Raw genomic sequence first — 24,256 nt, 5'->3', positions numbered from 1 at the left:
AAGTTCTAGGAATAGTCCAAAAGTTCCGGGCATTGTCCATTTTTTGTGATTTAAACAGATGCTATAATGATGGACATCAGAGGGGAAAGAAAGACAGCAGAATGCATGGAAAAGAAAAAATTAGTATTGAGGAGGCACAGAATGAGGAAATTAAAAGTTGCAATAGTTGGACTAAGCTTTGGAATGGAATTTGTACCAATTTATTTGGAACATCCGGATGTCGAGTCGCTTTATGTAGTGGACTCAAACGAACAGCTGTTACAGGCTGTACAGGAACGTTATAGCTTGGATAAACTGCAGTGCAAAAGGGAATTAAGTGAAGTTTTATCGGACCCGGAAATAGATGCGGTACACCTTGTTACTCCTCCGGCTACCCATGCGCCTATGTCAATTGAGGTGCTGAATGCCGGAAAGCATTGCGGATGCACAATTCCGATGGGAATGTCTATTGATGAGTTATATCAGGTAATAGAAGCCAGGAAAAAAGCCCAAAAAAAATATATGTTTATGGAGACAACAGTATACGAAAGGGAATTCCTTTATATCAAAGAGTTGTATGAAAAGGGAGACATGGGCAGAATTCAATATATGTCTTGCGCTCACTACCAGGATATGGAGGGCTGGCCGGAATATTGGAATGGTTTTCCGCCGCTGATGCATCCGACACATGCGGTCGCTCCATGCTTGATGCTTGCGGGGCGTAAACCGGTCAAAGTATATGGCAGAGGTTCCGGAAAAATAAGAGAATCTCTGGCTGGCCGGTACGGATCACCGTTTGCCTTTGAGACGGCTTTAATCGAGTTGGAAGATTCGGATCTCACGATAGAGCTTGAGAGATTCCTATACGGTGTGGCAAGAAGTTATTCGGAATGTTTCCGCGTGTATGGTGAGGAAATGAGCTTTGAATGGCAACAGCTGGCATCCGAACAACCGGTAATTTATTCTAGAACAGGGAAATTAAAAGAAGTAGAAACTTATAAAGCAGCTCATGAACCGAAAAGTTACCGAAGAGGAAGTGAAATATGTGAGGAAAGAGTTGAAATTCCGGATTACGGATATTTGCTGCCTGAAGAGATAGCAAAATTTACACAAAAAACAGTGTACAGTAATGAAAATAAACATTTGTCCTTTACTCAAGGAGGAGGCCATGGAGGATCGCATCCACATCTGGTACATGAGTTTATACGATCGATCATTGAAAACAGACCCTGTATACCGGATGACATCGCTGGAGCTTATTGGACAGGAGTCGGCATCTGCGCACACCAGTCCGCTTTAGCAGGAGGCAAGGCGATTTGTGTACCGGATTTTGGCTAATTCGGCGGAGGTGAAACTTATGCAGAATTATATATTGCAAATGGAGCAAATTACGAAAAGCTTCTCTGGAGTAAAAGCGTTAGAAGATGTTACTTTTCAGGTTAAAAAAGGTGAAATCCATGCTTTGGTGGGTGAAAATGGTGCGGGAAAGTCCACATTAATGAAAATACTCAGTGGAGTTTATAAAAAGAATGAGTATGAAGGAAGGATACTTGTTCAGGGGAAAGAACAAAGATTTATGGGTACAAGGGATGCGGAAAAAGCTGGGATTTCTATTATTTATCAGGAATTGAATCTGATTAAAAGCATGTCCATTTGTGAAAATATTTTTTTGGGCTGTGAGCGAAGAAATAATGGAGTGATCCAGTGGAATGAACAGTACCGTCAAACCAAGGAACTTTTGGATAAGGTCCGGTTAAAAGAAAATCCGGGAACAATGGTTGGTGTTTTAGGAGTTGGGAAACAACAACTAATCGAAATCGCAAAGGCATTAAATAAAAATGCAAGGCTGATTATTCTGGATGAACCTACCGCTTCGCTGACAGAGGTAGAGACCGAGATTCTGATGGATATTCTGCGGGAATTGAAAAAAGAAGGAGTTACTTGTATCTACATATCCCATAAACTAGATGAAGTATTCCATATTGCGGATCGGGTTACTGTCTTGCGGGACGGAAAAGTTATTGTTACTAAGAATATTTCTGAGGTCTCGGAAAGCAGTTTAATATCTTATATGGTGGGACGGGAACTGACACAACGTTTTCCGCATGAAGAGCATCATGCCGGTGAGGTTATTTTAGAAGTAAAAGACTGGAGTGTAAGAAATCCCGTGATATCAGACAAGAAGCTGATTGACCATGTTCAGTTTCAGGTAAAAAAAGGGGAAATTCTAGGTATTGCCGGATTAATGGGAGCCGGAAGAACAGAACTGGCACTGAGTTTGTTTGGAATTTTGAAACCCACGCAGGACAGTCAACTTTATTTCAAAGGGCGGAAGATACAGATCAGAAGTCCGAAACAGGCAATCAGACGGGGGATCAGTTATGTTTCCGAAGATAGAAAGCGGTATGGATTAGTGATGGATAAAGATATACGGACGAATATGTCGTTGGCCAGTTTGTCAAAGCTAGTCCGCTATGGTGTGATTAACGGTAATCTGGAAATTACACGAACGCATCAGTATATGAGGGAGTTAAAAATAAAAGCTTCATCAATACAGCAGAAGGTAAAGAATCTAAGTGGTGGAAATCAGCAAAAAGTGATCCTGGCAAAATGGATGCTGACAAGTCCTGAAGTTTTAATTTTGGATGAACCAACCCGAGGGGTGGATGTGGGGGCAAAATATGAGATCTATCAAATTATGAACCGGCTGGTAGCCCAGGGGGTAGCGATAGTTATGATATCCTCGGAACTTCCTGAAATTATAGGGATGAGTGACCGGATTTATGTAATGCATGAAGGAAAAATAAACGGAGAGCTGAACCGGGAGGAAGCGACGCAAGAAAGGATTCTGTACAGTGCTGCGGGAGGGAGGCAGGAGACATATGTTGGATAAAGGCATCATTACCAGAAATATGTTAAAGAATAATATTACAAAATTTGCATTGGTGATCGAGATGGCTGGTATCTTTATCTTATTCCAGGTATTGACCAGTGGGATGTTTCTTTCAAGCCTAAATATGACCAATCTTTTGCTCCAGGGATGCACGTTCTCTATATTGGGCATCGGTATGGTGTGGGTCATGGTTTCGGGAGGTATTGATCTGTCAGCAGGGGCAGTGGTAGGCTTTTTGGCAAACTTTGCGGCCACTTTGGAAACAAAGTTCCATGTCGGGCCGGTTCAGACGATTCTTTTAACCTTACTGGCCGGAATTTTAATCGGAGTCTGGAACGGGTATTGGATCGCGTATCAGAAAATACCGGCATTTATAGCAACTCTGGCTGGTCAATTAATTTTTAAAGGGATGACATTATTAGTGGGAGAAGGTATGGCAAGGGGGCCTGTAAGTGATACCTTTGCGATGCTGGGAAGAGCCTTCTTCCCGACAGGCGTTAGCATGATTTTGACCGTAACAATTGCTTTGCTTACTATAGTATTTGTATTCTACAACAGGCATTCTAAAAAAACCTATGGGTTAGAAACCCTGGATATCCGGCTGGAAATTCTCAGAATTGTTTTAATCGTAGCTGCTATGGGCATAGTATCCGCTTTTCTGATCCGGTACCGGGGAATTCCCTATGCGATTATTTTACTGTTGGTGCTTGCAGTAACCTTTACATTTATTTCTAAAAATACAGCATTTGGCAGAAATATTTATGCGTTAGGCGGCAATCGTGATGCTGCAAGACTGGCCGGTATCAACATACCCAAAAACGAATTACTGATTTACTCTTTTATGGGGTTCATAACAGCAATTGCAAGTATTGTATTTTTGGGCCGTGTAGGTCAGGCTACCGCTATGGTGGGACAGAATTTTGAGTTTAGTGCGATTACCGGATGCATCGTAGGAGGAACAAGTACATTAGGAGGAGCTGGTACCGTAGCAGGCGCAATTATTGGAACTATGATGATGTCCAGCCTGGATAATGGTATGAGCCTGATGAATCTGGATGCTACCTATCAGTATATTGTAAAGGGGGCAGTACTGCTGCTGGCTGTCTGTATCGATATATCCAGTAAGCGCAGTAAAGGATGATGATAATACATGGCAAAACAAGAAAGGCAGGTGATTAAAACGTCAGGTGAACGGGCAATGATTACAGACATACAAAGATTTTCTGTACATGATGGTACCGGTATTCGTACCATGATATTTTTCAAAGGATGCCCTCTGCGATGCCAGTGGTGCCAAAATCCAGAGACGCGATCACCTTATACCGAGCTGCTGCTGACACAGAACAGGTGTATTAATTGCGGTGCATGTGAAGAGGCCTGCGAGAGTCATGCAGTGATTTCAGGTGTATTGACAGATCGAAAACGATGTACTTTATGTGGGTCTTGTACGGAAGTATGCTGTACGGATGCCCGGAAATTAGCGGGAAGATATTATGACATGGATACCGTTCTGGAGAAAATTCTATCGGATCGTACTTTTTACCGATATTCAGAAGGTGGAGTAACTCTGAGCGGAGGTGAGCCTGCTTATCAGGCCGGGTTTGCCAGGAACCTGTTGTCCCGGGTATCGGAGGAAGGTATCCATACGGCGGTCGAAACATGCGGAGCCTGCAGTTGGGCAGCCATGGAATCAATTCTAGAGTATACGGATATGGTTTTATATGATGTGAAACATACAGATAGTTTGATTCATAAGAAGTATACCGGTATGGGAAATGAACAGATCATACAGAATCTGTTAAAGATTGGTCAGCTTAAGAAGACATTGATTATCCGCATACCGTTTATACCGGGAGTGAACGATGGAGAAGAAAATCTGGTAAAAACAGCAGAGTATGCTAAATTATGTCATGCAAAACAGGTGCATATTCTGCCCTTCCATCAAATGGGATTATCGAAATGGACAGCACTGGATGAAATGTATGAGTTCGCAATGGTGAAAGAACCGGATTTTGATACTCTGCAGGCAGCGGTGGCGATCTTTGAATCTGAGGGACTATCGGTTAATGTAGGTGGCTATGGAAATTAGACAGTGTTTAGAAAGAGGAGGAAGTGGAATGAAAGGCAAACAAAAAATGTTGCGAGTAACAGCGGTTTTATCTGTGCTGCTTCTTTTAATAATGACAGGATGCGCAGGCAAAGAACAAGAGAAATCTGTTTTGCAGGACGGCACATCGGTAACTGGTGAAGAACAAAAAGGACAGGCGGTTCAGGAGAATGTAGGTGAAGTTGATACAGAGGCAAAAGAAGAGGAATCGGCGGAATCTGCGCCAGATCCGGTCCCTATTGAGGATCCTTCCGCGATGCCATATGCTGATATGCCGGAATTTGATTCGATATTACAGCCTGATGGAAAATGGCCTTTAAAAGAGAACGGAGAAAAATATAAGATCGGCATGTCTATTCCAACGATACAGGAAGAGATCTGGCAGATACAACAGACATTAATACAGGAAGATGCGGAAAAAAGAGGTTATGAGGCTGTGATTCAGGTGGCAGATAATGATGCGGACCGGCAGATACAACAACTACAGAGCTTGGCGGCACAGGGGGTGGACGCTATCTGGGTAGGAGCTCATGATGCATCTACGCTTGGTCCGGTTATTACTGAAATCGCAGATATGGGCATACCGGTGGTGAGTCAGACCAGACTGCCGGTGGACTGTCCGGTGGCTTATCATTGTAACACCGATAATACTGTCTTGGGTACTCTGCATTCAGAGTATATCGTTCATACTCTTGGAATCACATCAGGAAATTTTGTGATACTCAAGGGGGATGCAAGACAAATTACAGATGTTCCGCAGATCTATGCCGGAATGATGACAGAAATTCAGCCTTATGTTGACAGTGGTGATATTAAAATTGTATTGGAACAGAACTGTACGGACTGGAAGGCGGAAGAAGCTATGAAACATGCAGAGTCCGCACTCACATTGACGAATAACGAAGTGGATGTATTTGTCTGTATGAATGATGGAATTGCATCAGGCGTGATAGCGGTACTGGAGCAAAAGGGGCTGGCAGGAAAAGCCATTGTCACAGGAATGGACAGTGAAGGAGCTGCATTAAGAAGAGTTATGGCCGGAACACAATCTATGACAATCTATAAAGATATTACCCAGATGATTCAAGAATTAGCAAATTCCTGTCTGGCTGCAAAATTAGGGGTAAAACCTCACCTGGAGCCAAATTATACCGTAGACAATGGATATGGGAAAATACCAACAATTAGCATGGGTGCGCAGATTATAACCAAAGATAACATGAATGATATTTTGAAAGATTCTTATATTAATTTGGATGAGGTCTTGGCGGATTCCAAATAAGTCTTTATTAATGCAACTGCCTGGCCCGTTAAGGGCCGGGCAGTTATTACAAAGTGGATGCAAGCGGGAGGAATGGTATGGACCGGATTGAAAGGATTAAACACAGACTATTTGAAAAGGACTATCTGACAAAAAAAGACTGGTGGGGAGAAAATCTTACAATTCTGACAGATGAGGAAGTAAAGAAAAAACCACTGATTATAAGAAAATCTCTGGCGGTTCAATATGTTGCACGAAATATGCCGATTGAACTTAAGCCAGACGAATTAATCGTAGGTATACCAACAATGGCATCGGTTGGATTCGGTAAATGTTTTCCTGGATATGCCCTGCCGGAAGAGATAGAAGAAGGGGCCAGATATACATACACGGAGAAATCCATATTTGGACATCATCCGGCGAATTATAATAAAATTTTAACAATGGGTTTGTCCGGTATCCGGGAAGAAGTTTATTCAAGTATACAGAAAGCGGACCACTTGCAGGACAGGGAAGCGATTGACTTTTATACATCCGTTATCATTAGTCTTAATGCGGTGGCTGAATTAGCACAGAGATATTCCATCTTACTAATGGAGGAAGCAAATACATGTGATTCCCAGGAACGAAAACAGGAGTTGATGGATATGTCCCGGATCTGTTCCCGGGTTCCGGAATTACCCGCAACAACTTTTCATGAAGCACTTCAGTCCGTCTGGATGGTTTTTGTTCTATTTCACAGTACGATGGAATTTTTGCCGATCGCGCGGGCAGACCAATATCTCTATCCGTATCTGAAAAAAGATCTGGAGATGGAACGAATATCGATAGATCAGGCGAGAGAACTATTAGGAAGCTGGCTGGCAAAATTTAGTGAGCGTGTTCAATTAGATCCCAAACAGTGGGAAATGCATATGACCGAAAAAGATACACAGTTTAACGGAGCCGATCCGAAAAGCTTTGCAGCTTCAGATGGATATGCAAATGATGAAGATTATAACTATGGTACATCGGCAAACCATTGGCTGATCAATATGATCCTGGGCGGACTGACACCGGATGGAAAAGATGCAACAAATCCCTTGACATATATGATACTGGAAGAATGGTCATTTCTTGAAGCCATTGTGCCTGTTATGAGTGTCCGATTTCATAAGGATACTCCGCAGAAGCTATACGATCTATGCGCAGATATTTTACGAAGCGGTTCAGGGGAACCTGTCTTATATAATGACGATGCGATTATACCGGGGCTGATACGGATCGGAATCCCGCTGGAAGATGCCCGAGATTATTCCAACGACGGGTGCTGGGAAACCCTGATTCCGGGCAAAACGAACTTTGGATTCTGCACGTTGGAGATTCTGCAGCTGCTTGAGTATATACTGCAGGATGGTTACAGTATCGTACGCAATCGTAAAGAGTGGAACTGCGTGAACTTAAAAGAGCTGCATACATTTGAAGAGTTTTACAACGAATTTTTGAAACAACTGGAAATTGCGGCAGTACGTGAGATGGAAAATCGTATGCGTAATATCAAAGCCAGATACAAGATAGCGCCGTCGCCACTATTATCAGCTTTTATGGATGACTGCATTTTACGGGGAAAAGAGTACTCTGACACAGGAGCTGTGTATCAGATCTTTGCTTTTATGCTGACAGGATTTGCCAGCTGTGTTGATTCACTGGCAGTTATAAAAAAATGTGTATATGAGGATCAGCTTTTGGGTCTGGAGGAACTTGCTTTTGTATTGAAAACTAATTTTAAAGGACAAGAGCCTTTACGTCAGAAGCTTCTGAACAGAGTGCCTAAGTTTGGAAATGATGAAGCTTATGTGGATGACATTGCCTGTCAATTGTTGGATGATTATGCCGCAATTATAGACAGGTTGAGAGAAAAGGCTCCTGTTGGAAATATATTTGCCTGTGGTATTGCAACATTTGAATTCTATGCAAAATTTGGTCATGATGTTGGAGCCTCGGCAGATGGACGTTTTGCACAAGAACCTCTGGGCAGTAATTATTCGCCTTCTATCGGGATGGATATGACAGGTCCTACCGCTGCAATTAAATCTGTCACATACCCAAATCTTCTGCCATATGCAATTGGCGCACCTTTGGATCTACAGATTGACCCGAATGAAGTGAAAGGTGAACAAGGATTAAAAAGACTTACCGGATTGATAAAATCTTTTATGGAGCTGAATGGTTTGATGCTGACAATTACAGGAGTTAATCAGGAAATGATGCTGAAAGCTCAGAAAGAACCTATGAAATATAAAAGCTTACGTGTGCGTTTGGGAGGATTGTCGGCATATTTTATTTCGCTTTCAAAAGAAGTCCAGGACAGCCTGATCAAGAGGACAAAGCATACACTCTAAATGACGTGAAAGTATAATTTTAAAAGATATTTCAAAACAGGGAGGAATATACCCATGAAAATGTTGATAAATGGTAAACCTGTCAAAGCTTCTGACGGCAGTGAGATTGAAGTTATAAATCCAGCTACCCATGAGGTCACAGATACGGTACCGAATGCCACCCAGGCAGATATTGAAGACGCTTTGGAGATTGCTCAGATTGGGAAGAAAATATGGAGAAATACGTCTGTAGAGGAACGAGTTCGTATTCTTACGAAGGCAGCTCGCAATATAGAGGAACATAAGGATGAACTAGGCTCTCTTTTGTGCAGAGAATTGGGCAGGCCGTATAATCAATGCGTAGATGAGGCGTTAAGCGCAGGAGCGAATTTCAGGGCATTTGCAGAAAAGATGAAACATCATATGACCGAAATTCTTCCAGGAAAAGAGTCAGATTTGGTCATGGTTCAAAGAGAGCCGTTGGGGGTAGTGATATGTGTAACTCCCTTTAATTTTCCGTTAGGATTATATGCATTCAAGGCGGCTCCGGCATTGGCTGCCGGCAATGCGGTGATTGTTAAACCCGCGTCTGTTACACCTTTGGCATCTATTCGTATGACTGAGCTGCTGCTAGAAGCGGGAGTTCCCGGTGAGGCGCTACAGATAGTTACCGGAAGCGGGGAAAATGTCGGGAAAATACTTGCTTCTTCGCCGCTGATCAACGCGGTTAGTCTTACCGGAAGTACAAAAGTAGGCATTGAGACAGCATCCCATGCGATTCGGAACCTGAGCAGAGTGTTTCTTGAACTGGGAGGGAATGATCCCCTGATCATATTAAAGGACGCAGATCTGGATTTGGCGGTAAGCGAGACGATGATGGGGAGAATGTACAATGCCGGACAGGTATGCTGTGCTTCTAAACGTATGCTGGTGCACAGTAAGATTGCAGATGAATATATAGAACGGCTTTGTACGGCATTCAGACAGATGACACTTACCAATCCTTTTGAGGAAAATTGTGATATGGGACCGTTGATATCAGAAAATGCAGCGTGCCGTGTAGAAGAACAGATAAAGCATACGTTGAAACAAGGGGCAGTGTGTCTGTCAGGGGGGCATCGGTTCCAGAAAAGTTATTTTGAACCGACGATTCTCGACCGGGTAACTGCAAATATGGATGTAGCAAAAGATATGGAGATATTCGGTCCGGTTGTACCGGTGATCCGGTTTGATACAGAAGAGGAGGCAGTGGCTATTGCAAATCAGACACAGTATGGTCTGTCAGCAGGTGTGATCACAAAAGATTATCAGAAAGGCCTGAAACTTGCGATGCAGATGGAAAGCGGTACTGCCGTAGTAAACGGATGTGGAGATTACCGCACATTTCAAACACCTTTTGGAGGACATAAACAAAGTGGAATCGGGACGGAAGGCCTGCTGATGACGCTTGACGAGATGATGCTGACGAAATGTGTAGTTTTAAAGCAGATATTATGACTCAAACAGCAAAGGATATTCATGATATTTAAATTTGCGGGTAAGTACATGCATGGAGGATAAGATGGAAAAAATCAAAGTCGGAATAGCAGGTTATGGAACGATTGGGCAGCGGTTGGCGGATGGGGTAGCGCTTCAGAAAGATATGGAGTTAGTCGGAGTGGCAGACCTGGTTCCAACACTGGCTGTGCGAGCGTTGGCAGAAAAAGGAATGCCGTATCGATTATTTTTGGGAGATGGAGCAGATAAGGAAGCGTTTCAGAGGCTGGGTATATCAGTGTCTGGAAGCTTCGAGGAAATGATTCAGGCTTCCGATATTATTCTGGATGCTTCTCCTGCCGGAATAGGCATCAAAAATAAGAATTTATATGAAAAGAATGGAGTAAAGGCAATATTTCAGGGCGGCGAGAAGAATTCAGTGGCGGATGTGTTTTTTCACGGATATGCCAATTATGAAAAAGGAGTGGGGATGGATTACCTGAAGCTGACCTCATGCAACACGACCGGGTTGATCCGAGCCGTGGACTGTCTGGACCGTGCATACGGGATAAATAAAACAGCGATTACGATTATACGGAGAGTTGCAGATCCAGGTGATTACCATAGAGGATTGACCAATGCGCTTCAGATCGACAAAGCGCCGTCCCATCAGGCGCTTGATTTAATGACTATTATGCCGCATATCCAAGCTACAGGTATACTGGTTCATACTCCTGTAACCCATGGACATATCATTTCTGTAATAGTTAGCGGTAAGCAAAAAATAACAAAAGAGATGGCTCTGAAATCTTTCCGCCTGCATCCGCGGATAAGAGTGGTATCCATCGCAGAAGGTTTTCTGGGAAATGCGTCTTTATTCAAATATGCCCGGGATCTGGGTAATCCCAGAGGAGATATGTATGAAATAGCGCTTTGGGAGGACAGCATAGTAGAAAGCGGCGATGATATTATGTTCGCAATCCATATACCGCAGGAGAGCGTGACGATTCCGGAGACGATAGATGGTATCAGAGCCTCCTGTAGAATGCAGATTACTTCCAAAGAAGGAACTGAAAAAACCAACGAGTATCTGCACATAAACCATGAACAGCAAGCATGAAATTCAGATATGAAAAGAGAGGGGATTCGCTATGAGATTTGGTATTCATACGCTGGATGATTTTGATTTCATGGGAAAGACTGTACTGGTGCGAGTGGATATAAATCAACCGATAGACCGCAAAAATAACACTTTAAAAAGCATCAACCGCATCAAAGCTTGTTTACCGACTATTTCTGAATTGTCAGACAAGCAGGCAAAAGTGGTGTTGCTTGCCCATCAGGGAAGTGATATTGAATACCAGAATTTCTGTTCCATTACACCTCATGCAAAAGTACTGTCAGAACTATTAAAACGTCCGGTAAGATTTATCGACGATGTCTGTGGGCCGGCAGCCAGGGAATGCATATGTACGCTCCAAAATGGTGAGATTCTGCTGCTGGATAACGTAAGATATTTGTCTGAAGAACAGACCCTTTTTGAGACGAAGCTGTGTCTTACGCATGAGCAGCAGGCAGATACTCTTCTTATCCGTTTACTGGCTCCACTGGCCGACTATTATGTATGTGATGCGTTTGCTGCCGCCCATAGAAACCAACCGTCGTTATGTGGATTTGAACAGCGGCTTCCTTCTGCGATGGGGAGGCTCTTTGAAAAAGAATATTGTACGGTAACACAGTTGCTAGACCAGCCCAGGAGGCCATGTGTATATGTTTTGGGCGGGGCTAAGGTGGGTGATGCGTTTGCGATAATGGATACAGTGCTCGCACAGAAAAAGGCGGATTTCGTTATAACTGGAGGAGTTGTGGCTAATATTTTGCTGGCAGCTGCAGGATATGCGATAGGGTCTGGAAGTGAGGAATACATTAAAAGACAGCATTACTGGGAATATGTAGAGCGGATCAGGCCAGTCTACTTACGATATAAAGAACAGATTCTGCTGCCTGCAGATGTTGCATGGCAGCAGAATGGAGAGCGTTTAGAAGCGGCAATTGGATGCTTACCGGACGATATATCTATCGTTGATATCGGGCATAAGACCGCGGAAATATATAGCCGAATAATTAAAAAGGCGAGAACAATATTTGCGAATGGTCCCATGGGAGTGTTCGAAAAGAAAACATCGGAATTTGGTACAGATTGTGTGTGGAAGGCAGTAGCGGATTCAGAAGGTTTTACACTGATTGGGGGAGGAGATAGTATAGCGGCGGCGGAAAAATTAGGAGTAGTAGATCAGATATCCTATGTCAGTACGGGAGGGGGAGCGCTGATTAGATTCCTGACTGGAGAAGAACTTCCGGTGATAAGAGCACTGAGACATTCTGTCGAGCTGGAAAAAGGAGAAGTATGAAACTGGAATTCGGATATGGAAGAGGAAAACAGCAGGCAGAAATAAGTGAACGGAATTTGCTGGGAATTTTGAAACCGAATGTAATACGGGCTGAACGCAGCCAGGAAGACGAAGTGCGGTATGCATTGGAACATCCGATCGGCAGTTCCATGTTGAACGATATTGTAAAGCCAGGGGAAAAAATTGTTCTGATTACTAGTGACATAACCCGGCCTATGCCGTCACAGTTGGTGCTGACTCTGCTGATCCGTCAGATGTATGATGCAGGGATTGCGCCTGAGGATATTACAGTTGTTTTCGCGCTTGGAAGCCATAGAAAACAGACCGATCAGGAGAAACGTAGTCTGGTTGGAGATCAGATTTTTGACCAAATATCCTGCATAGATGCAGATCCGGAAGACTGTATTTGTATGGGCAGAACTTCCAGGGGAACTCCGGTTGATATTTTCAGGCCAGTTGCAAAAGCAGACAGAAGAATCTGCCTTGGTAATATCGAATATCACTATTTTGCCGGTTACAGTGGAGGAGCAAAGGCTATTATGCCGGGAGTTTCCACTCGGGAAGCAATACAAGCAAATCATAGGATGATGATTGAGGAATGTGCAGCGGCTGGAAAAATAATAGGAAATCCTATTAGAGAGGACATTGATGAAGCCGGAAAAATATGCGGTATAGATTTTATCGTGAACGTAATATTAGATGAGCATAAGTATATTCTGAAAGCAGTGGCCGGCGATTTTATTAAAGCCCACAGGGCAGGCTGTGTTTTTATTGATCAAATTTACCGGTGCAGCATACCCCGTAAAGCGGATATTGTTCTGGTATCTCAGGGAGGAATGCCAAAAGATCTGAATTTGTATCAGACCCAGAAGGCTTTAGATAACGCGGTACAAGCAGTACGTCAGGGAGGAATTATTATACTGATAGGCAGCTGCTTGGAAGGAATGGGAGAACCGGTTTTTGAAGAATGGATGATAAGTGCAAAGGAACCGGATGATCTAATCAGCAGGATACATAGGGAATTCAAGCTGGGAGGGCATAAGGCGGCAGCGATTGCCATGACTTTGAAAAAAGCGGAAATATGTCTGGTATCGGAACTTGATCCGTCTTTCGTACAGAGAATTTTTATGACACCAATGGGGGAAACGCAGAAGGCGCTGGACTATGCATTTCAAAAGCTGGGTAAGGATGCCACGGTATTGGCAATGCCGTATGGCGGATCTACATTACCTTATATTACGCCATAAATTCGAACGAATGGAGAAAAAGAATGGATTATGCAGCAGAGTCCTTGAAACGGCATCAACAGTGGAAAGGAAAAATAGAGATTCGGGCAACGGTGCCAGTTAAGACCAGAGAAGAGCTGGCAGTGGCTTACACTCCTGGAGTGGCGGCTCCCTGTATGGAAATTTTTAAGGATACGACACGAAGTTATGATTTGACAAGACGTCATAATTTATGTCTAGTGGTAACAGACGGTACGGCAGTTTTGGGATTGGGGGATATAGGACCAGAAGCCGGAATGCCTGTTATGGAAGGAAAATGTGTTTTATTTAAAGAGTTTGGAGAAGTGGATGCTTTCCCCATATGCATCAGAAGCAAAAATGTAGATGAGATTGTGAATACCGTCTCTTTGATTGCCGGAAGCTTTGGAGGCATCAACCTGGAGGATATATCAGCCCCACGCTGTTTTGAAATTGAAAGAAAGCTGAAAGAAAAATGCGATATTCCAGTTTTTCATGATGATCAGCATGGTACGGCGATTGTCACCTTGGCTGGACTGAAAAATGCGTTAAAGGTGGTGGATAAGAGAAAAGAGCAGGCAAAGGTCATTATAAACGGGGCAGGCGCGGCCGCAATAGCGATTGCGAAGCTTCTCCTGAACGACGGATTTCGGGAGCTGATTCTGTGTGACCGGTTAGGGGCACTGTACCGGGGACGATCAGATATGAATACGGTGAAAGAGAGAATTGCTGGAATGACGAACCGTGAGAATAGAAAAGGTATACTGAAAGAGGTAATAAAAGGTGCGGATATATTTATTGGAGTGAGCGGACCGGATGTTTTGACAAAAGATATGGTAGAATCTATGAACGAGAGGGCGGTAATATTTGCCTGTGCAAATCCTATACCGGAAATAAGTCCGGAGGAAGCTACCGCTGGCGGAGCAGCAGTGGTAGCTACCGGAAGAAGTGATTACCCGAATCAAATTAATAATGTATTAGCATTTCCAGGAATTTTCAGAGGCGCATTTGATGTACGGGCCAGAGAGATTAATGAACCGATGAAAATCGCTGCTGCGGAGGCTTTGGCGTCCCTGATCCAGGAAGAAGAGCTGTGCGCTGAGTATATTATCCCGCATGCTTTTGACCGAAGAGTCGGGAAGGCTGTGGCAGCAGCGGTAGCGGCTGCTGCTCGCCAATCGGGTGCAGCACTTCTGTGAAAAGACATGATCGGAGGAGTTAGGATATGGATAAAAAAGTACAGATCAGTCTGCAAAGATTTGCTTTGCAGATTCGAATAGCGATGTTGGAGGAATTCAAAGCTCTGGGGTTTGGACACCTTGGCGGGGCATTAAGTTTAGTAGAGACACTGGCAGCATTATACGGAGGTGTTATGAGGATTGATCCATCCAATCCGCTTTGGGAATGCCGGGATAAACTGGTATGTTCAAAGGGTCATGCAGGTCCTGCTTTATACGCCGCTCTGGCTTTAAAAGGGTATTTTCCTTATGAGGAATTAAAGACATTAAACGAACCAGGCACCAATCTGCCCAGCCATTGTGACAGAACCAGAACGAGAGGGGTAGATATGACTACTGGTTCGTTAGGTCAAGGGGCTTCGCTGGCAGTTGGTATGGCATTAGGTGATATGTTGAAAAAAAAAGATAGCAAAACCTTTCTAATCATTGGTGATGGAGAGGCGAATGAGGGCCAGGTATGGGAAGCTTTTATGTTTGCTGCGGCCAAAAAGTTATCAAATTTGACTGTTTTAATTGATTGTAATAAAAAGCAATTAGATGGTTATACCGCTGACATCCTTGATATGGAAGATCTGGGTGCAAAAATGAACGCATTTGGTTTTGACACTGTGCGTATTGATGGAAATGATGTGATAGAAATCTATGAGGTATTGGTAAATAGGATGAAACCAGGACAAAATCCAACTGCTGTCATACTCGATACAGTCAAGGGAAAAGGAATTGCCGAAATAGAAGTAAAAAAAGATAACCACTGTATACCTGTTACAGTAGATGAGTGTGACAGGTGGCTGAAATATCTGTATGAAAAGCTGAGTAAGTTAAACACCTGCCTGACTGAAAAAGAAGAACACACAGGAGGATTAAGATGAAAAGCAGCAGAGAAATGGATGTAAAGAAGATGAAAGAGGTTATTGGACAAACAATTCTGGAGATTCTGGTTGAGGATCCGGAGACTATATATCTGGATGCAGATCTAATGTCATGTATCGATACGAAAAGTTGGGCGGAACAAAATCCCAAGAGGGCGATTAACTGTGGAATTGCGGAAGCTAACATGGTTGGAATTGCCTGCGGTCTTGCTGCCACCGGATTTAAACCAATGATCCACACTTTTGGCTCTTTTGCTTCCCGAAGATGTTATGATCAAGTGTATCTGTCTGCGGGATATGCCCAAAATGATATTACGGTTCTGGGATCAGATCCTGGAATTTGCGCAGAATACAATGGTGGAACGCATATGCCTTTTGAGGATATGGCGCTGTACCGGGCTCTTCCAACCGCTACTGTTTTCGATATAGCGGACGCAATAGAGTTGAAGTTCGTGATGAAAAAAGCAGTCAGGATGAAGGGGGTAAAATACATAAGGGCTGGCCGCGGAAGAATGGTAAAAATATATAACGAAGATTCGAAGCTGCAAATTGGAAAGGGAAGTGTCCTGCGGCACGGCGGTGACGCTGTTATCATAGCGAGTGGAATTATGGTAGCGGAAGCTCTGGAAGCCTCTGATCTCTTAAGAAAAGAAAATATAGAGATTACTGTGGTGGATATGTTTACAATAAAACCTTTGGATCGGGATTGTGTTCTAAAATACGCAGATTTGACCGGAGCCGTGATCACAGCTGAAAATCACAATCGCATAGGTGGACTTTACAGTGCTGTATGCGAATTGTTAGCACAAGAATTGCCCGTACCGGTGGAATGTGTGGCTGTGGAGGATGAGTTTGGTGAGGTAGGCTCATTAAACTATTTAAAACAGAGATTTGAATTGAATGCGGATCATATTGTGAGAAAAGTCAGAAAAGCGTTGGATAGAAAAATCTCAGAACAGAAAAAAAGATGTTGAATTAGCAAAAATAAGTTTAGAGAACTTCGAATTCTATGATAAATCATGTATAAGAGCGAATACGTTGGAACGTGTTTGCTCTTTTGGATTTTCTTTAAATTTTTATCAGAGCATCACAGCTCTGTTATAGAGTAGCCTAATGTTAATCAGTTTGAAATTTTCTCCGTTGCCTAATCGTAAATGATAGTGTATGATAGGTAAGGTAAATTTTTTTATTTATTCCATAGGAAAGTGCGCCTATAGAATAAATAAGCCCTTCGGGGGATCGCACAGCGGCGGCAAGGTAGATACCGCTTACGCGGCCCGCCGCAGGCGAAGAGTTTCGCGAGCGAAACTCTTATTCATAATAATGTAGGAGTTCAAAAAGAATGGAAATATTAAAACGTTTCTGGCACTGGCTGGAACATTTGATGCGTATTATCATCACCTGGTTTTTGAGGCTGTTCCACAAGGAAATCTCGGACGGGCAGTGGAACGCATTTATGCAATTTGTAAAATTCTCAATTGTGGGGCTCAGCAACACGGTTGTCTCGTATGTCATATTTTTAATAGGGGTTTCCCTGGGAATCCATTATCAGGTCAGCAATCTGATCGGTTACATGCTGGGAATCCTGAATTCTTTCTTCTGGAATAACCGGCTGGTGTTTGAAAAGAAAGAGGAAGAAGAGCGCAGCATGTGGCAGGCGCTGGCGAAGGTGTACGCCTCCTACGCATTTTCTTATGTGGTCTCCGCGGTACTCCTGTTCCTGTGGGTGGATCTGCTGCATGTGCCGGAGTTCCTGGGACCGATCATAACGGTCGTGGTAACAACGCCCATTAATTTTATACTGAATAAATTCTGGGCTTTTAAAGGAAAGAAGAAGCATAGCTAAGAAAGAACGGTGATACAGGTGGGTATGATTCGGACTGCAAAATTAGTATATGATTATATTAAACGGGACGAAGAGGGAAACGTCGAAGAGGTAGACCGGGCCGTAGACCACGTGGATTTGGATGTGGAAAAAGGGGATTTCGTAGCGATCCTGGGCCATAACGGTTCCGGGAAATCCACACTGGCCAAGCATATCAACGCGATTCTGGTGCCCTCGGAAGGCACGGTCTGGATCGGGGACATGGATACCAGGGACGAAGGGCATCTGTGGGATATCCGCCAGTCGGCCGGTATGGTGTTCCAGAATCCGGACAATCAGATCATCGGAACCATTGTGGAAGAAGACGTGGGATTTGGCCCGGAAAATATGGGTGTGCCCACAAAGGAGATCTGGGAGCGGGTGGATGAGAGCCTGAAAGCAGTAGGCATGACCGCCTACCGCCACCACTCGCCGAACAAGCTGTCCGGCGGCCAGAAACAGCGGGTGGCTATCGCCGGAGTCGTGGCCATGCATCCTAAGTGTATTATTCTGGACGAGCCGACGGCCATGCTGGACCCCAACGGACGAAAAGAAGTGATCCGCACGATCCGGGCGTTAAATCAGGTGGAGGATGTGACCGTACTGCTGATCACCCATTATATGGAAGAAGTGGTATACGCCGATAAAGTAGTGGTGATGGACGAGGGAAAAATCGTCATGCGTGGAACGCCCAGGGAAATCTTCAGCAGGGTGGACGAATTGAAACGGTACCGGCTGGACGTGCCGCAGGTGACCCTGTTGGCACATGAGCTGAAAAAAGAAGGGATTCCGCTGCCGGATGGAATTCTCTCAATCGATGAGTTGGTGAATGCTTTATGTCAGTCTTAAAAGTAGAACATGTCAATTATATATACGGTGCGGAAACTGCCTATGAGATCCAGGCGCTCAAAGACGTCAGCCTGGAGATTCCGAAAGGGCAGTTCGTGGGCCTGATCGGCCATACCGGTTCCGGAAAATCCACGCTGATCCAGCATCTGAACGGGTTGATCCGGGCTACCAGCGGCCATATCTATTTTCAGGGCCAGGATATCTATGGAGCGCATTATAATATGAAGGAGCTGCGCAGCCAGGTTGGTCTGGTCTTTCAGTACCCGGAGCATCAGCTGTTCGAGATCGATGTGCTGAGCGATGTCTGCTACGGGCCCAAAAATCAGGGTTTAACCCGTGAGGAAGCCGAGGAACGCGCCAGGGAAGCGCTGAGGATGGTAGGGGTATCGGAGGAATTCTACGGGCACTCCCCCTTTGAACTTTCCGGGGGACAGAAGCGCCGGGTGGCGATCGCGGGAGTGCTGGCGATGAAACCGGAAGTGCTGATCCTGGATGAGCCTACCGCCGGGCTGGATCCGAAAGGCCGGGATGATATCCTGGATCAGATCGCAAAGCTGCATCAGGAGAGCGGATTGACGGTTATTTTAGTATCCCACAGCATGGAAGATATCGCAAAGTATGTGGACAGAATCATTGTGATGAATCAGGGAGCCGTCATGTTCGACGCAGCGCCAAAGGAAGTGTTCCGGCATTACAAAGAGCTGGAGCAGGTCGGTCTGGCCGCGCCTCAGGTGACCTATATCATGCACCGTTTGAATGAGCGGGGAATGGATGTGGACACTGACGCCACCACGGTGGAGGAGGCAAAGGAAGCGATTGTAAGCGCCTGGAAGAAAAAGCATGACAGCGCAGGGAATAGGTGTGAGAATGTATGATTAGGGATATAACGATAGGACAATATTATCCGGTGGATTCCCCGATTCACCGGCTGGACCCCAGGACAAAGCTGATCGGCACGCTGACGTTTATCATCTCTTTGTTCCTGTTTAAAAGCATCGCCGGTTACCTGGTGGCTACGGCCTTTCTGGTGACCGTCATCCGGCTCTCGAAGGTACCCTTTAAATTCATGGTGCGGGGACTTAAGGCCATTCTGCTGATCCTGATCATTGCCATGCTGTTCAACGTGCTGCTGATCCGGGACGGCAACGTCCTGTTTGACAAATGGTTTATCCGGATCACGGATCAGGGCCTCTACACCGCCGCCTTCATGGCGGTGCGGCTAACGTATCTGGTGATCGGGTCCTCGGTTATGACCTTGACGACTACGCCCAACGACCTGACAGACGGGCTGGAGAGCGTGCTGGGCCCTTTGAAGAAAATTCATATTCCCGTGCATGAGATCGCCATGATGATGTCCATTGCCCTCCGGTTTATACCGATTCTGCTGGAAGAAACCGATAAAATTATGAAAGCGCAGATTGCCAGGGGCGCGGATTTTGAAAATGGGAATCTGATACAGAAGGCAAAGAACATGGTGCCGCTTCTGGTGCCGCTGTTTATCTCCGCGTTTCGCCGGGCCGACGATCTGGCCATGGCGATGGAAGCCAGATGCTATCACGGCGGGGAGGGAAGAACGAAGATGAAACCGCTGCATTATGGAAAAAATGATGCAGGCGCGTTTGTGTTCCTGCTGATCTATCTGGCGGCGATTCTGGCGGCTAAGCAATTCTGGATCATTGTATAAAGCCGGGTAGATATACAAAGCTGGATCGGTAGACACAGGATCATTCACTATAGCAGCATAGCTATTATTCTAATGGAAACCCGAATCAGGGAATACCCATTTTTCAGGTGAGTATATGAAAAGAATCAAACTAACCGTCGCCTATGACGGGACGAACTACAGCGGATTTCAGATCCAGAACAACGCGTCCACGATAGAGGGGGAACTGAAAAAATGCCTGACCGCTCTGTTGCAGGAAGAAGTAGAATTAATCGGCGCCAGCCGCACCGATGCGGGAGTACACGCGCTGGGAAATGTAGCGGTTTTTGACACAGACACCAGGATACCGGCGGAGAAGATTTCCTACGCTTTAAACGTCCGCCTTCCGGAAGATATTCGGATACAGCATTCCTGCCAGGTGCCGTCCGACTGGCATCCCCGGTATCAGAACACCATAAAAACATACGAATACAGGATCTACAACCGGCCTTTTCCGAACCCGGTCGTAAGGCTGTACAGCCATCATGTCTATTGGTCTTTGGATGCCTCTAAGATGGCGGAAGCGGCCAAATATCTGACAGGGGAACATGATTTTGCCAGCTTCTGCAGTGCCGGCGCCCAGGTTCAGTCTACGGTGCGCACGATCTATGAGGCCGCGGTACAGGCAGAAGAGAGCGGAATGATTACGATCCGCCTGAAAGGAAATGGATTTCTCTATAATATGGTCCGTATCATAGCCGGGACGCTGATGGAAGCGGGCAGGGGAAGCCTGCCGCCGGAGCAGGTCCGGGATATATTAGCGGCCTGTGACAGATCCAAGGCGGGGCCCACCGCTCCGGCCAAAGGTTTGACTCTGATGGGGATTCAATATCTTTAAAACTCGGGGAGGGGTTTTATGAATCTGAAAAAGATGTTCGGAGCTGTGGATATGACGGAGGGTATCCCATGGCACAAAATTTTATTTTTTACGGTCCCCATGCTGATCGGAAATATAGCCCAGCAGCTATACAACACCGTAGACAGTGTGGTGGTCGGCAATTATGTGGGAGATAACGCTCTGGCTGCCGTTGGCAGTGCAGGGCCCATTTTGAATCTGTTAATCGTGCTTTTTATCGGAATCAGCGTGGGAGCCGGAATCATGGTGTCCCAATATTTCGGCGCGAAAAAGCGGGAAGAATTATCCAGCACCATTGGAAACTGTCTCGTGCTGACTGCCCTGGCGTCGGTCTTCGTTATGATCGTTGCCACGCTGGCCTCCAGGCCCTTGTTACAGCTTCTCAATACTCCCGACAGTATTATAGACTGGTGCACCTCCTATTTAAGAATTCTCTTTCTGGGAGTTGCCGGGCTGGCCTTTTACAACATATTAAGCGGTATTCTCCGGGGCCTTGGGGATTCCGTCTCCGCCCTGTTATACCTGATCATATCCTGCATATTAAATATTATCCTGGATCTGGTGTTCGTGATCTATTTCCATATGGGCGTTTCGGGGGTAGCCCTGGCTACCATCATCGCCCAGGCGGTATCTGCGGTCCTGTGTTATATTAAGCTGTCCCGAATGACCGATGTATTTGATCTGAAGCCAAGTTATATGAAGCTCCATAAAAAGCACTCCGCGGCTATCGTGAGACTGGGCCTTCCTTCCGGAATCACGCAGGCGATCATGTCCATGGCTATGATCGTAGTCCAGTCCCTGACCAACAGTTACGGGGAAATGTTCATCGCGGCCAACGTTATGGTCATGCGGGTTGACGGCTTCGCAATGCTGCCCAACTTCTCCTTCGGAACAGCCATGACCACCTACACGGGACAAAACGTGGGCGCCCGGCGCTATGACAATGTACATACCGGAGCCAAGCAGGGCACCGTCATGGCCGTCATTACCTCTACAGCCATAACCCTCTTGATCCTCCTGTTTGGCCGTCATCTGATGGGGATTTTCACCAACACCCCTGATCTGGTGACTCTTAGCATGCGTATGATGCAGATCCTGGCAGTGGGCTACATCGCCATGGCGGTCACCCAGAGCCTTTCCGGTGTCATGAGAGGAGCCGGCGACACTATGACCCCCATGTGGATATCGGTCGTCACCACCATCGTCATCCGGGTCCCTATTGCCTACGGAATCGCTTTTCTCACCAGAACCCCTGAGCTGCCCAACGGCAGGCAGGAATGCGTATATATTTCCCTGCTGATATCCTGGCTGTTGGGAGCGGTCATCACCTGGTTTTTCTACTGCCGCGGGAAATGGCGGGAGAAAGCGATCTGAGTTAATAGTGTATTATGAACTTAGATTCTTAGAAGGTAAATGTTTAGATGGTAAATTTAGAAAAAATCGGAAAATGCACTTGACACACACGGATCAGTATAATATAATAACTCAATGTGACGAAGTGCGTAAATGTCTGCATCCAAGCCCCGGTAACAGGCATTTTCCATATGAAGGAAACTGAGATTTAAGGAGGAAAACCAATGAAGAGTTACATGGCTAGTCCGGCAACAGTGGAAAGAAAATGGTATGTAGTTGACGCTACTGGACATACATTAGGCCGCTTGGCATCAGAAGTAGCAAAAGTTTTAAGAGGTAAGAATAAACCGATCTTCACTCCTCACGTGGATACCGGTGATTACGTAATCGTAGTCAATGCCGACAAGATCAAAGTTACCGGCAAGAAAATGGATCAGAAAATCTATTATCATCATTCCGATTATGTAGGCGGTATGAAAGAAACCACCTTAAAAGAGATGATGGACAAAAAACCGGAAAAAGTTGTGGAATTGGCTGTAAAAGGCATGCTTCCGAAAGGACCTTTGGGAAGGCAAATGTATAAGAAACTTCATGTATACGCAGGCGCAGAGCACGGACATGAGGCTCAGAAGCCCGTAGTATTAACATTTTAAGAAAGGTACGATAAGGAGGTAAATTACAGTGGCGAAAGCAAGATATTATGGAACCGGAAGAAGAAAAAAATCGATTGCCAGAGTATATTTGGTACCTGGAACCGGTAATATTACAATAAATAAAAGAAGCATCGACGAGTATCTGGGAATGGAAACCTTAAAGGTTATCGTTCGTCAGCCTCTGACCGCGACTGAGACAGCAGATAAGTTTGACGTGCTGGTAAATGTACGCGGCGGCGGATTCACAGGACAGGCAGGAGCGATCCGTCATGGTATCGCAAGAGCGCTGCTTCAGGCAGATCCGGAGTATCGTCAGATCCTGAAAAAAGCCGGATACTTAACCAGAGATCCGAGAATGAAAGAGCGTAAGAAATACGGTCTCAAAGCAGCTCGTAGAGCACCTCAGTTTTCAAAGAGATAAGAACTGCATATTACAATGTATGGAAACCCACAAACATTATGTTTGTGGGTTTTTTTGAAGTGAAAGCTGTGGTATAATTAGTGCGAACGATAATTAGTGTCAACAATATATATTAAACACTGAAATGAGTAGGAGGAATATATAATGCCGGAAATATCACTATTTTATGGTATTAGGGTAACAATGTATTATGATGACCATATCCCCCACATTTTCATGCAGAATATAACGGGAATAAGGCAATAGTAGAAATAGAGAAAGCAAGAATAATAAAAGGTGCTTTGCCTTCAAGACAATTAAAGTGAATATTAGCGTGGTGTGTTCTTCATCAAGACGAATTGATGCAGAATTGGGAATTGTCAAAAGATGGGAAGCCGCTGAATAGAATTAATCCTTTAGTATAGCAGGAGGTGATAATATGTTTCCCAAGGTTGTACAAGTGATACCAATGAAAGACTACTCTGTATATGTGTACTTTGAAGATGGTAAAATTGTGCGTTATGTTATGTCACAAATGATTGAGAAAGAAGCGTTTTATCCACTAAAAGATATTGATGTTTTTATGGATACCTGTACGGTATTGAATGATACCCTTGCGTGGGATATTCTTAAGAACCGGGATAACGCTGCATGTTTGGATATTGACCCTGATACATTATATGGGCTTCCGTTCGCGGTGGAACAAATAGCGTAATATGGAGGTCAGAAGATATGGGTATG

At 44.9% G+C, this 24,256-nt stretch carries 23 protein-coding genes; all 23 read left to right on the top strand.

Features of this window, described 5'->3' with window-relative positions; genetic code table 11:
* The first annotated feature begins 105 nt into the window (after nucleotides 1-105).
* The 23 genes from KTH90_RS17315 to KTH90_RS17205 all read left to right on the top strand — a co-directional run bounded on the left by KTH90_RS17315 (nucleotide 106) and on the right by KTH90_RS17205 (nucleotide 24,230).
* Nucleotides 106-1,317, top strand: coding sequence for a Gfo/Idh/MocA family protein (locus tag KTH90_RS17315; protein WP_238727125.1), 1,212 nt, complete (start codon nucleotides 106-108; stop codon nucleotides 1,315-1,317).
* A gap of 19 nt (nucleotides 1,318-1,336) precedes the next feature.
* A complete protein-coding gene (locus KTH90_RS17310) occupies nucleotides 1,337-2,872 on the top strand; it encodes a xylose ABC transporter ATP-binding protein (protein WP_158345569.1) in 1,536 nt (511 codons plus the stop codon).
* Nucleotides 2,862-4,013 (top strand): sugar ABC transporter permease, encoded by a 1,152-nt coding sequence (locus KTH90_RS17305; protein ID WP_158355582.1) that lies wholly within the window; start codon nucleotides 2,862-2,864, stop codon nucleotides 4,011-4,013. Before KTH90_RS17310 ends, KTH90_RS17305 begins: the two co-directional genes overlap by 11 nt.
* Nucleotides 4,014-4,022: 9 nt before the next feature.
* The gene (locus tag KTH90_RS17300; RefSeq protein ID WP_158355581.1) at nucleotides 4,023-4,961 is read left to right on the top strand and encodes a glycyl-radical enzyme activating protein; all 939 of its coding nucleotides are present in this window, start codon (nucleotides 4,023-4,025) and stop codon (nucleotides 4,959-4,961) included.
* Nucleotides 4,951-6,261 carry a sugar ABC transporter substrate-binding protein gene (locus tag KTH90_RS17295; protein ID WP_238727124.1) on the top strand — a complete coding sequence of 437 codons (1,311 nt, stop codon included), beginning with the start codon at nucleotides 4,951-4,953 and terminating at the stop codon, nucleotides 6,259-6,261. Before KTH90_RS17300 ends, KTH90_RS17295 begins: the two co-directional genes overlap by 11 nt.
* 77 nt (nucleotides 6,262-6,338) lie before the next feature.
* Complete coding sequence (locus KTH90_RS17290) at nucleotides 6,339-8,621, top strand: pyruvate formate lyase family protein (protein ID WP_158355579.1); 2,283 nt, start codon at nucleotides 6,339-6,341, stop codon at nucleotides 8,619-8,621.
* 54 nt (nucleotides 8,622-8,675) lie between these two features.
* A complete protein-coding gene (locus KTH90_RS17285; RefSeq protein ID WP_158355578.1) occupies nucleotides 8,676-10,097 on the top strand; it encodes an aldehyde dehydrogenase family protein in 1,422 nt (473 codons plus the stop codon).
* Between the two features lie 64 nt (nucleotides 10,098-10,161).
* On the top strand, nucleotides 10,162-11,196 hold the full coding sequence (locus KTH90_RS17280) for a type II glyceraldehyde-3-phosphate dehydrogenase (RefSeq protein ID WP_158345575.1): 1,035 nt from the start codon (nucleotides 10,162-10,164) through the stop codon (nucleotides 11,194-11,196).
* 31 nt (nucleotides 11,197-11,227) lie between these two features.
* Nucleotides 11,228-12,487: a phosphoglycerate kinase gene (locus KTH90_RS17275; RefSeq protein WP_238727123.1), complete on the top strand. Its 1,260-nt coding sequence runs from the start codon at nucleotides 11,228-11,230 to the stop codon at nucleotides 12,485-12,487.
* Nucleotides 12,484-13,734, top strand: a complete 1,251-nt coding sequence (locus tag KTH90_RS17270; RefSeq protein ID WP_158345577.1) for a nickel-dependent lactate racemase family protein — start codon at nucleotides 12,484-12,486, stop codon at nucleotides 13,732-13,734. The genes KTH90_RS17275 and KTH90_RS17270 overlap by 4 nt, the downstream gene beginning before the upstream one ends.
* Before the next feature lie 23 nt (nucleotides 13,735-13,757).
* Nucleotides 13,758-14,930 (top strand): NAD(P)-dependent malic enzyme, encoded by a 1,173-nt coding sequence (locus KTH90_RS17265; protein WP_238727122.1) that lies wholly within the window; start codon nucleotides 13,758-13,760, stop codon nucleotides 14,928-14,930.
* Nucleotides 14,931-14,956: 26 nt separating this feature from the next.
* Nucleotides 14,957-15,838, top strand: coding sequence for a transketolase (locus KTH90_RS17260; RefSeq protein WP_238727121.1), 882 nt, complete (start codon nucleotides 14,957-14,959; stop codon nucleotides 15,836-15,838).
* A complete protein-coding gene (locus KTH90_RS17255; RefSeq protein WP_238727120.1) occupies nucleotides 15,835-16,812 on the top strand; it encodes a transketolase family protein in 978 nt (325 codons plus the stop codon). The genes KTH90_RS17260 and KTH90_RS17255 overlap by 4 nt, the downstream gene beginning before the upstream one ends.
* A 368-nt stretch (nucleotides 16,813-17,180) precedes the next feature.
* Entirely contained in the window at nucleotides 17,181-17,684 is a 504-nt protein-coding gene (locus tag KTH90_RS17250; protein ID WP_158345581.1) for a GtrA family protein, read from the top strand.
* 24 nt (nucleotides 17,685-17,708) lie between these two features.
* On the top strand, nucleotides 17,709-18,551 hold the full coding sequence (locus KTH90_RS17245) for an energy-coupling factor transporter ATPase (protein ID WP_275061427.1): 843 nt from the start codon (nucleotides 17,709-17,711) through the stop codon (nucleotides 18,549-18,551).
* Nucleotides 18,539-19,426 carry an energy-coupling factor transporter ATPase gene (locus KTH90_RS17240; RefSeq protein ID WP_158355572.1) on the top strand — a complete coding sequence of 296 codons (888 nt, stop codon included), beginning with the start codon at nucleotides 18,539-18,541 and terminating at the stop codon, nucleotides 19,424-19,426. Before KTH90_RS17245 ends, KTH90_RS17240 begins: the two co-directional genes overlap by 13 nt.
* On the top strand, nucleotides 19,423-20,235 hold the full coding sequence (locus KTH90_RS17235) for an energy-coupling factor transporter transmembrane component T family protein (RefSeq protein WP_158345583.1): 813 nt from the start codon (nucleotides 19,423-19,425) through the stop codon (nucleotides 20,233-20,235). The genes KTH90_RS17240 and KTH90_RS17235 overlap by 4 nt, the downstream gene beginning before the upstream one ends.
* A gap of 115 nt (nucleotides 20,236-20,350) precedes the next feature.
* A complete protein-coding gene (gene truA / locus KTH90_RS17230; RefSeq protein ID WP_158355571.1) occupies nucleotides 20,351-21,091 on the top strand; it encodes a tRNA pseudouridine(38-40) synthase TruA in 741 nt (246 codons plus the stop codon).
* An 18-nt stretch (nucleotides 21,092-21,109) separates the two neighbouring features.
* Entirely contained in the window at nucleotides 21,110-22,483 is a 1,374-nt protein-coding gene (locus KTH90_RS17225; protein WP_238727119.1) for an MATE family efflux transporter, read from the top strand.
* A 203-nt stretch (nucleotides 22,484-22,686) separates the two neighbouring features.
* On the top strand, nucleotides 22,687-23,115 hold the full coding sequence (gene rplM, locus KTH90_RS17220; RefSeq protein ID WP_238727118.1) for a 50S ribosomal protein L13: 429 nt from the start codon (nucleotides 22,687-22,689) through the stop codon (nucleotides 23,113-23,115).
* 28 nt (nucleotides 23,116-23,143) lie between these two features.
* Nucleotides 23,144-23,536, top strand: a complete 393-nt coding sequence (rpsI, locus tag KTH90_RS17215; protein ID WP_158355569.1) for a 30S ribosomal protein S9 — start codon at nucleotides 23,144-23,146, stop codon at nucleotides 23,534-23,536.
* A 242-nt stretch (nucleotides 23,537-23,778) separates the two neighbouring features.
* On the top strand, nucleotides 23,779-23,841 hold the full coding sequence (locus KTH90_RS25500; RefSeq protein ID WP_408626297.1) for a hypothetical protein: 63 nt from the start codon (nucleotides 23,779-23,781) through the stop codon (nucleotides 23,839-23,841).
* 113 nt (nucleotides 23,842-23,954) lie between these two features.
* Nucleotides 23,955-24,230 (top strand): DUF2442 domain-containing protein, encoded by a 276-nt coding sequence (locus tag KTH90_RS17205; protein WP_158354453.1) that lies wholly within the window; start codon nucleotides 23,955-23,957, stop codon nucleotides 24,228-24,230.
* Nucleotides 24,231-24,256 lie beyond the last annotated feature (26 nt).

Origin of the sequence: Diplocloster modestus (assembly GCF_019042245.1) — a bacterium.
In the GTDB taxonomy this organism is placed as follows: Bacteria; Bacillota; Clostridia; order Lachnospirales; family Lachnospiraceae; genus Diplocloster; species Diplocloster modestus.
Note: the sequence above shows the minus strand (reverse complement) of the source record. Positions and strands in the feature narration are given on the sequence as shown.

What these genes read in the sequence shown, in the direction of transcription:
- KTH90_RS17315 (WP_238727125.1), top strand. Translation starts at nt 106, where the DNA reads ATGGAAAAGAAAAAATTAGTATTGAGGAGGCACAGAATGAGGAAATTA.
- KTH90_RS17295 (WP_238727124.1), top strand. Translation starts at nt 4,951, where the DNA reads ATGGAAATTAGACAGTGTTTAGAAAGAGGAGGAAGTGGAATGAAAGGC.
- KTH90_RS17305 (WP_158355582.1), top strand. Translation starts at nt 2,862, where the DNA reads ATGTTGGATAAAGGCATCATTACCAGAAATATGTTAAAGAATAATATT.
- KTH90_RS17310 (WP_158345569.1), top strand. Translation starts at nt 1,337, where the DNA reads ATGCAGAATTATATATTGCAAATGGAGCAAATTACGAAAAGCTTCTCT.
- KTH90_RS17205 (WP_158354453.1), top strand. Translation starts at nt 23,955, where the DNA reads ATGTTTCCCAAGGTTGTACAAGTGATACCAATGAAAGACTACTCTGTA.
- truA (WP_158355571.1), top strand. Translation starts at nt 20,351, where the DNA reads ATGAAAAGAATCAAACTAACCGTCGCCTATGACGGGACGAACTACAGC.
- KTH90_RS17300 (WP_158355581.1), top strand. Translation starts at nt 4,023, where the DNA reads ATGGCAAAACAAGAAAGGCAGGTGATTAAAACGTCAGGTGAACGGGCA.
- KTH90_RS17250 (WP_158345581.1), top strand. Translation starts at nt 17,181, where the DNA reads ATGGAAATATTAAAACGTTTCTGGCACTGGCTGGAACATTTGATGCGT.
- KTH90_RS17225 (WP_238727119.1), top strand. Translation starts at nt 21,110, where the DNA reads ATGAATCTGAAAAAGATGTTCGGAGCTGTGGATATGACGGAGGGTATC.
- KTH90_RS17265 (WP_238727122.1), top strand. Translation starts at nt 13,758, where the DNA reads ATGGATTATGCAGCAGAGTCCTTGAAACGGCATCAACAGTGGAAAGGA.
- KTH90_RS17285 (WP_158355578.1), top strand. Translation starts at nt 8,676, where the DNA reads ATGAAAATGTTGATAAATGGTAAACCTGTCAAAGCTTCTGACGGCAGT.
- KTH90_RS17270 (WP_158345577.1), top strand. Translation starts at nt 12,484, where the DNA reads ATGAAACTGGAATTCGGATATGGAAGAGGAAAACAGCAGGCAGAAATA.
- KTH90_RS17290 (WP_158355579.1), top strand. Translation starts at nt 6,339, where the DNA reads ATGGACCGGATTGAAAGGATTAAACACAGACTATTTGAAAAGGACTAT.
- KTH90_RS17255 (WP_238727120.1), top strand. Translation starts at nt 15,835, where the DNA reads ATGAAAAGCAGCAGAGAAATGGATGTAAAGAAGATGAAAGAGGTTATT.
- KTH90_RS17240 (WP_158355572.1), top strand. Translation starts at nt 18,539, where the DNA reads ATGTCAGTCTTAAAAGTAGAACATGTCAATTATATATACGGTGCGGAA.
- KTH90_RS17280 (WP_158345575.1), top strand. Translation starts at nt 10,162, where the DNA reads ATGGAAAAAATCAAAGTCGGAATAGCAGGTTATGGAACGATTGGGCAG.
- KTH90_RS17275 (WP_238727123.1), top strand. Translation starts at nt 11,228, where the DNA reads ATGAGATTTGGTATTCATACGCTGGATGATTTTGATTTCATGGGAAAG.
- KTH90_RS17260 (WP_238727121.1), top strand. Translation starts at nt 14,957, where the DNA reads ATGGATAAAAAAGTACAGATCAGTCTGCAAAGATTTGCTTTGCAGATT.
- KTH90_RS17245 (WP_275061427.1), top strand. Translation starts at nt 17,709, where the DNA reads ATGATTCGGACTGCAAAATTAGTATATGATTATATTAAACGGGACGAA.
- rplM (WP_238727118.1), top strand. Translation starts at nt 22,687, where the DNA reads ATGAAGAGTTACATGGCTAGTCCGGCAACAGTGGAAAGAAAATGGTAT.
- KTH90_RS17235 (WP_158345583.1), top strand. Translation starts at nt 19,423, where the DNA reads ATGATTAGGGATATAACGATAGGACAATATTATCCGGTGGATTCCCCG.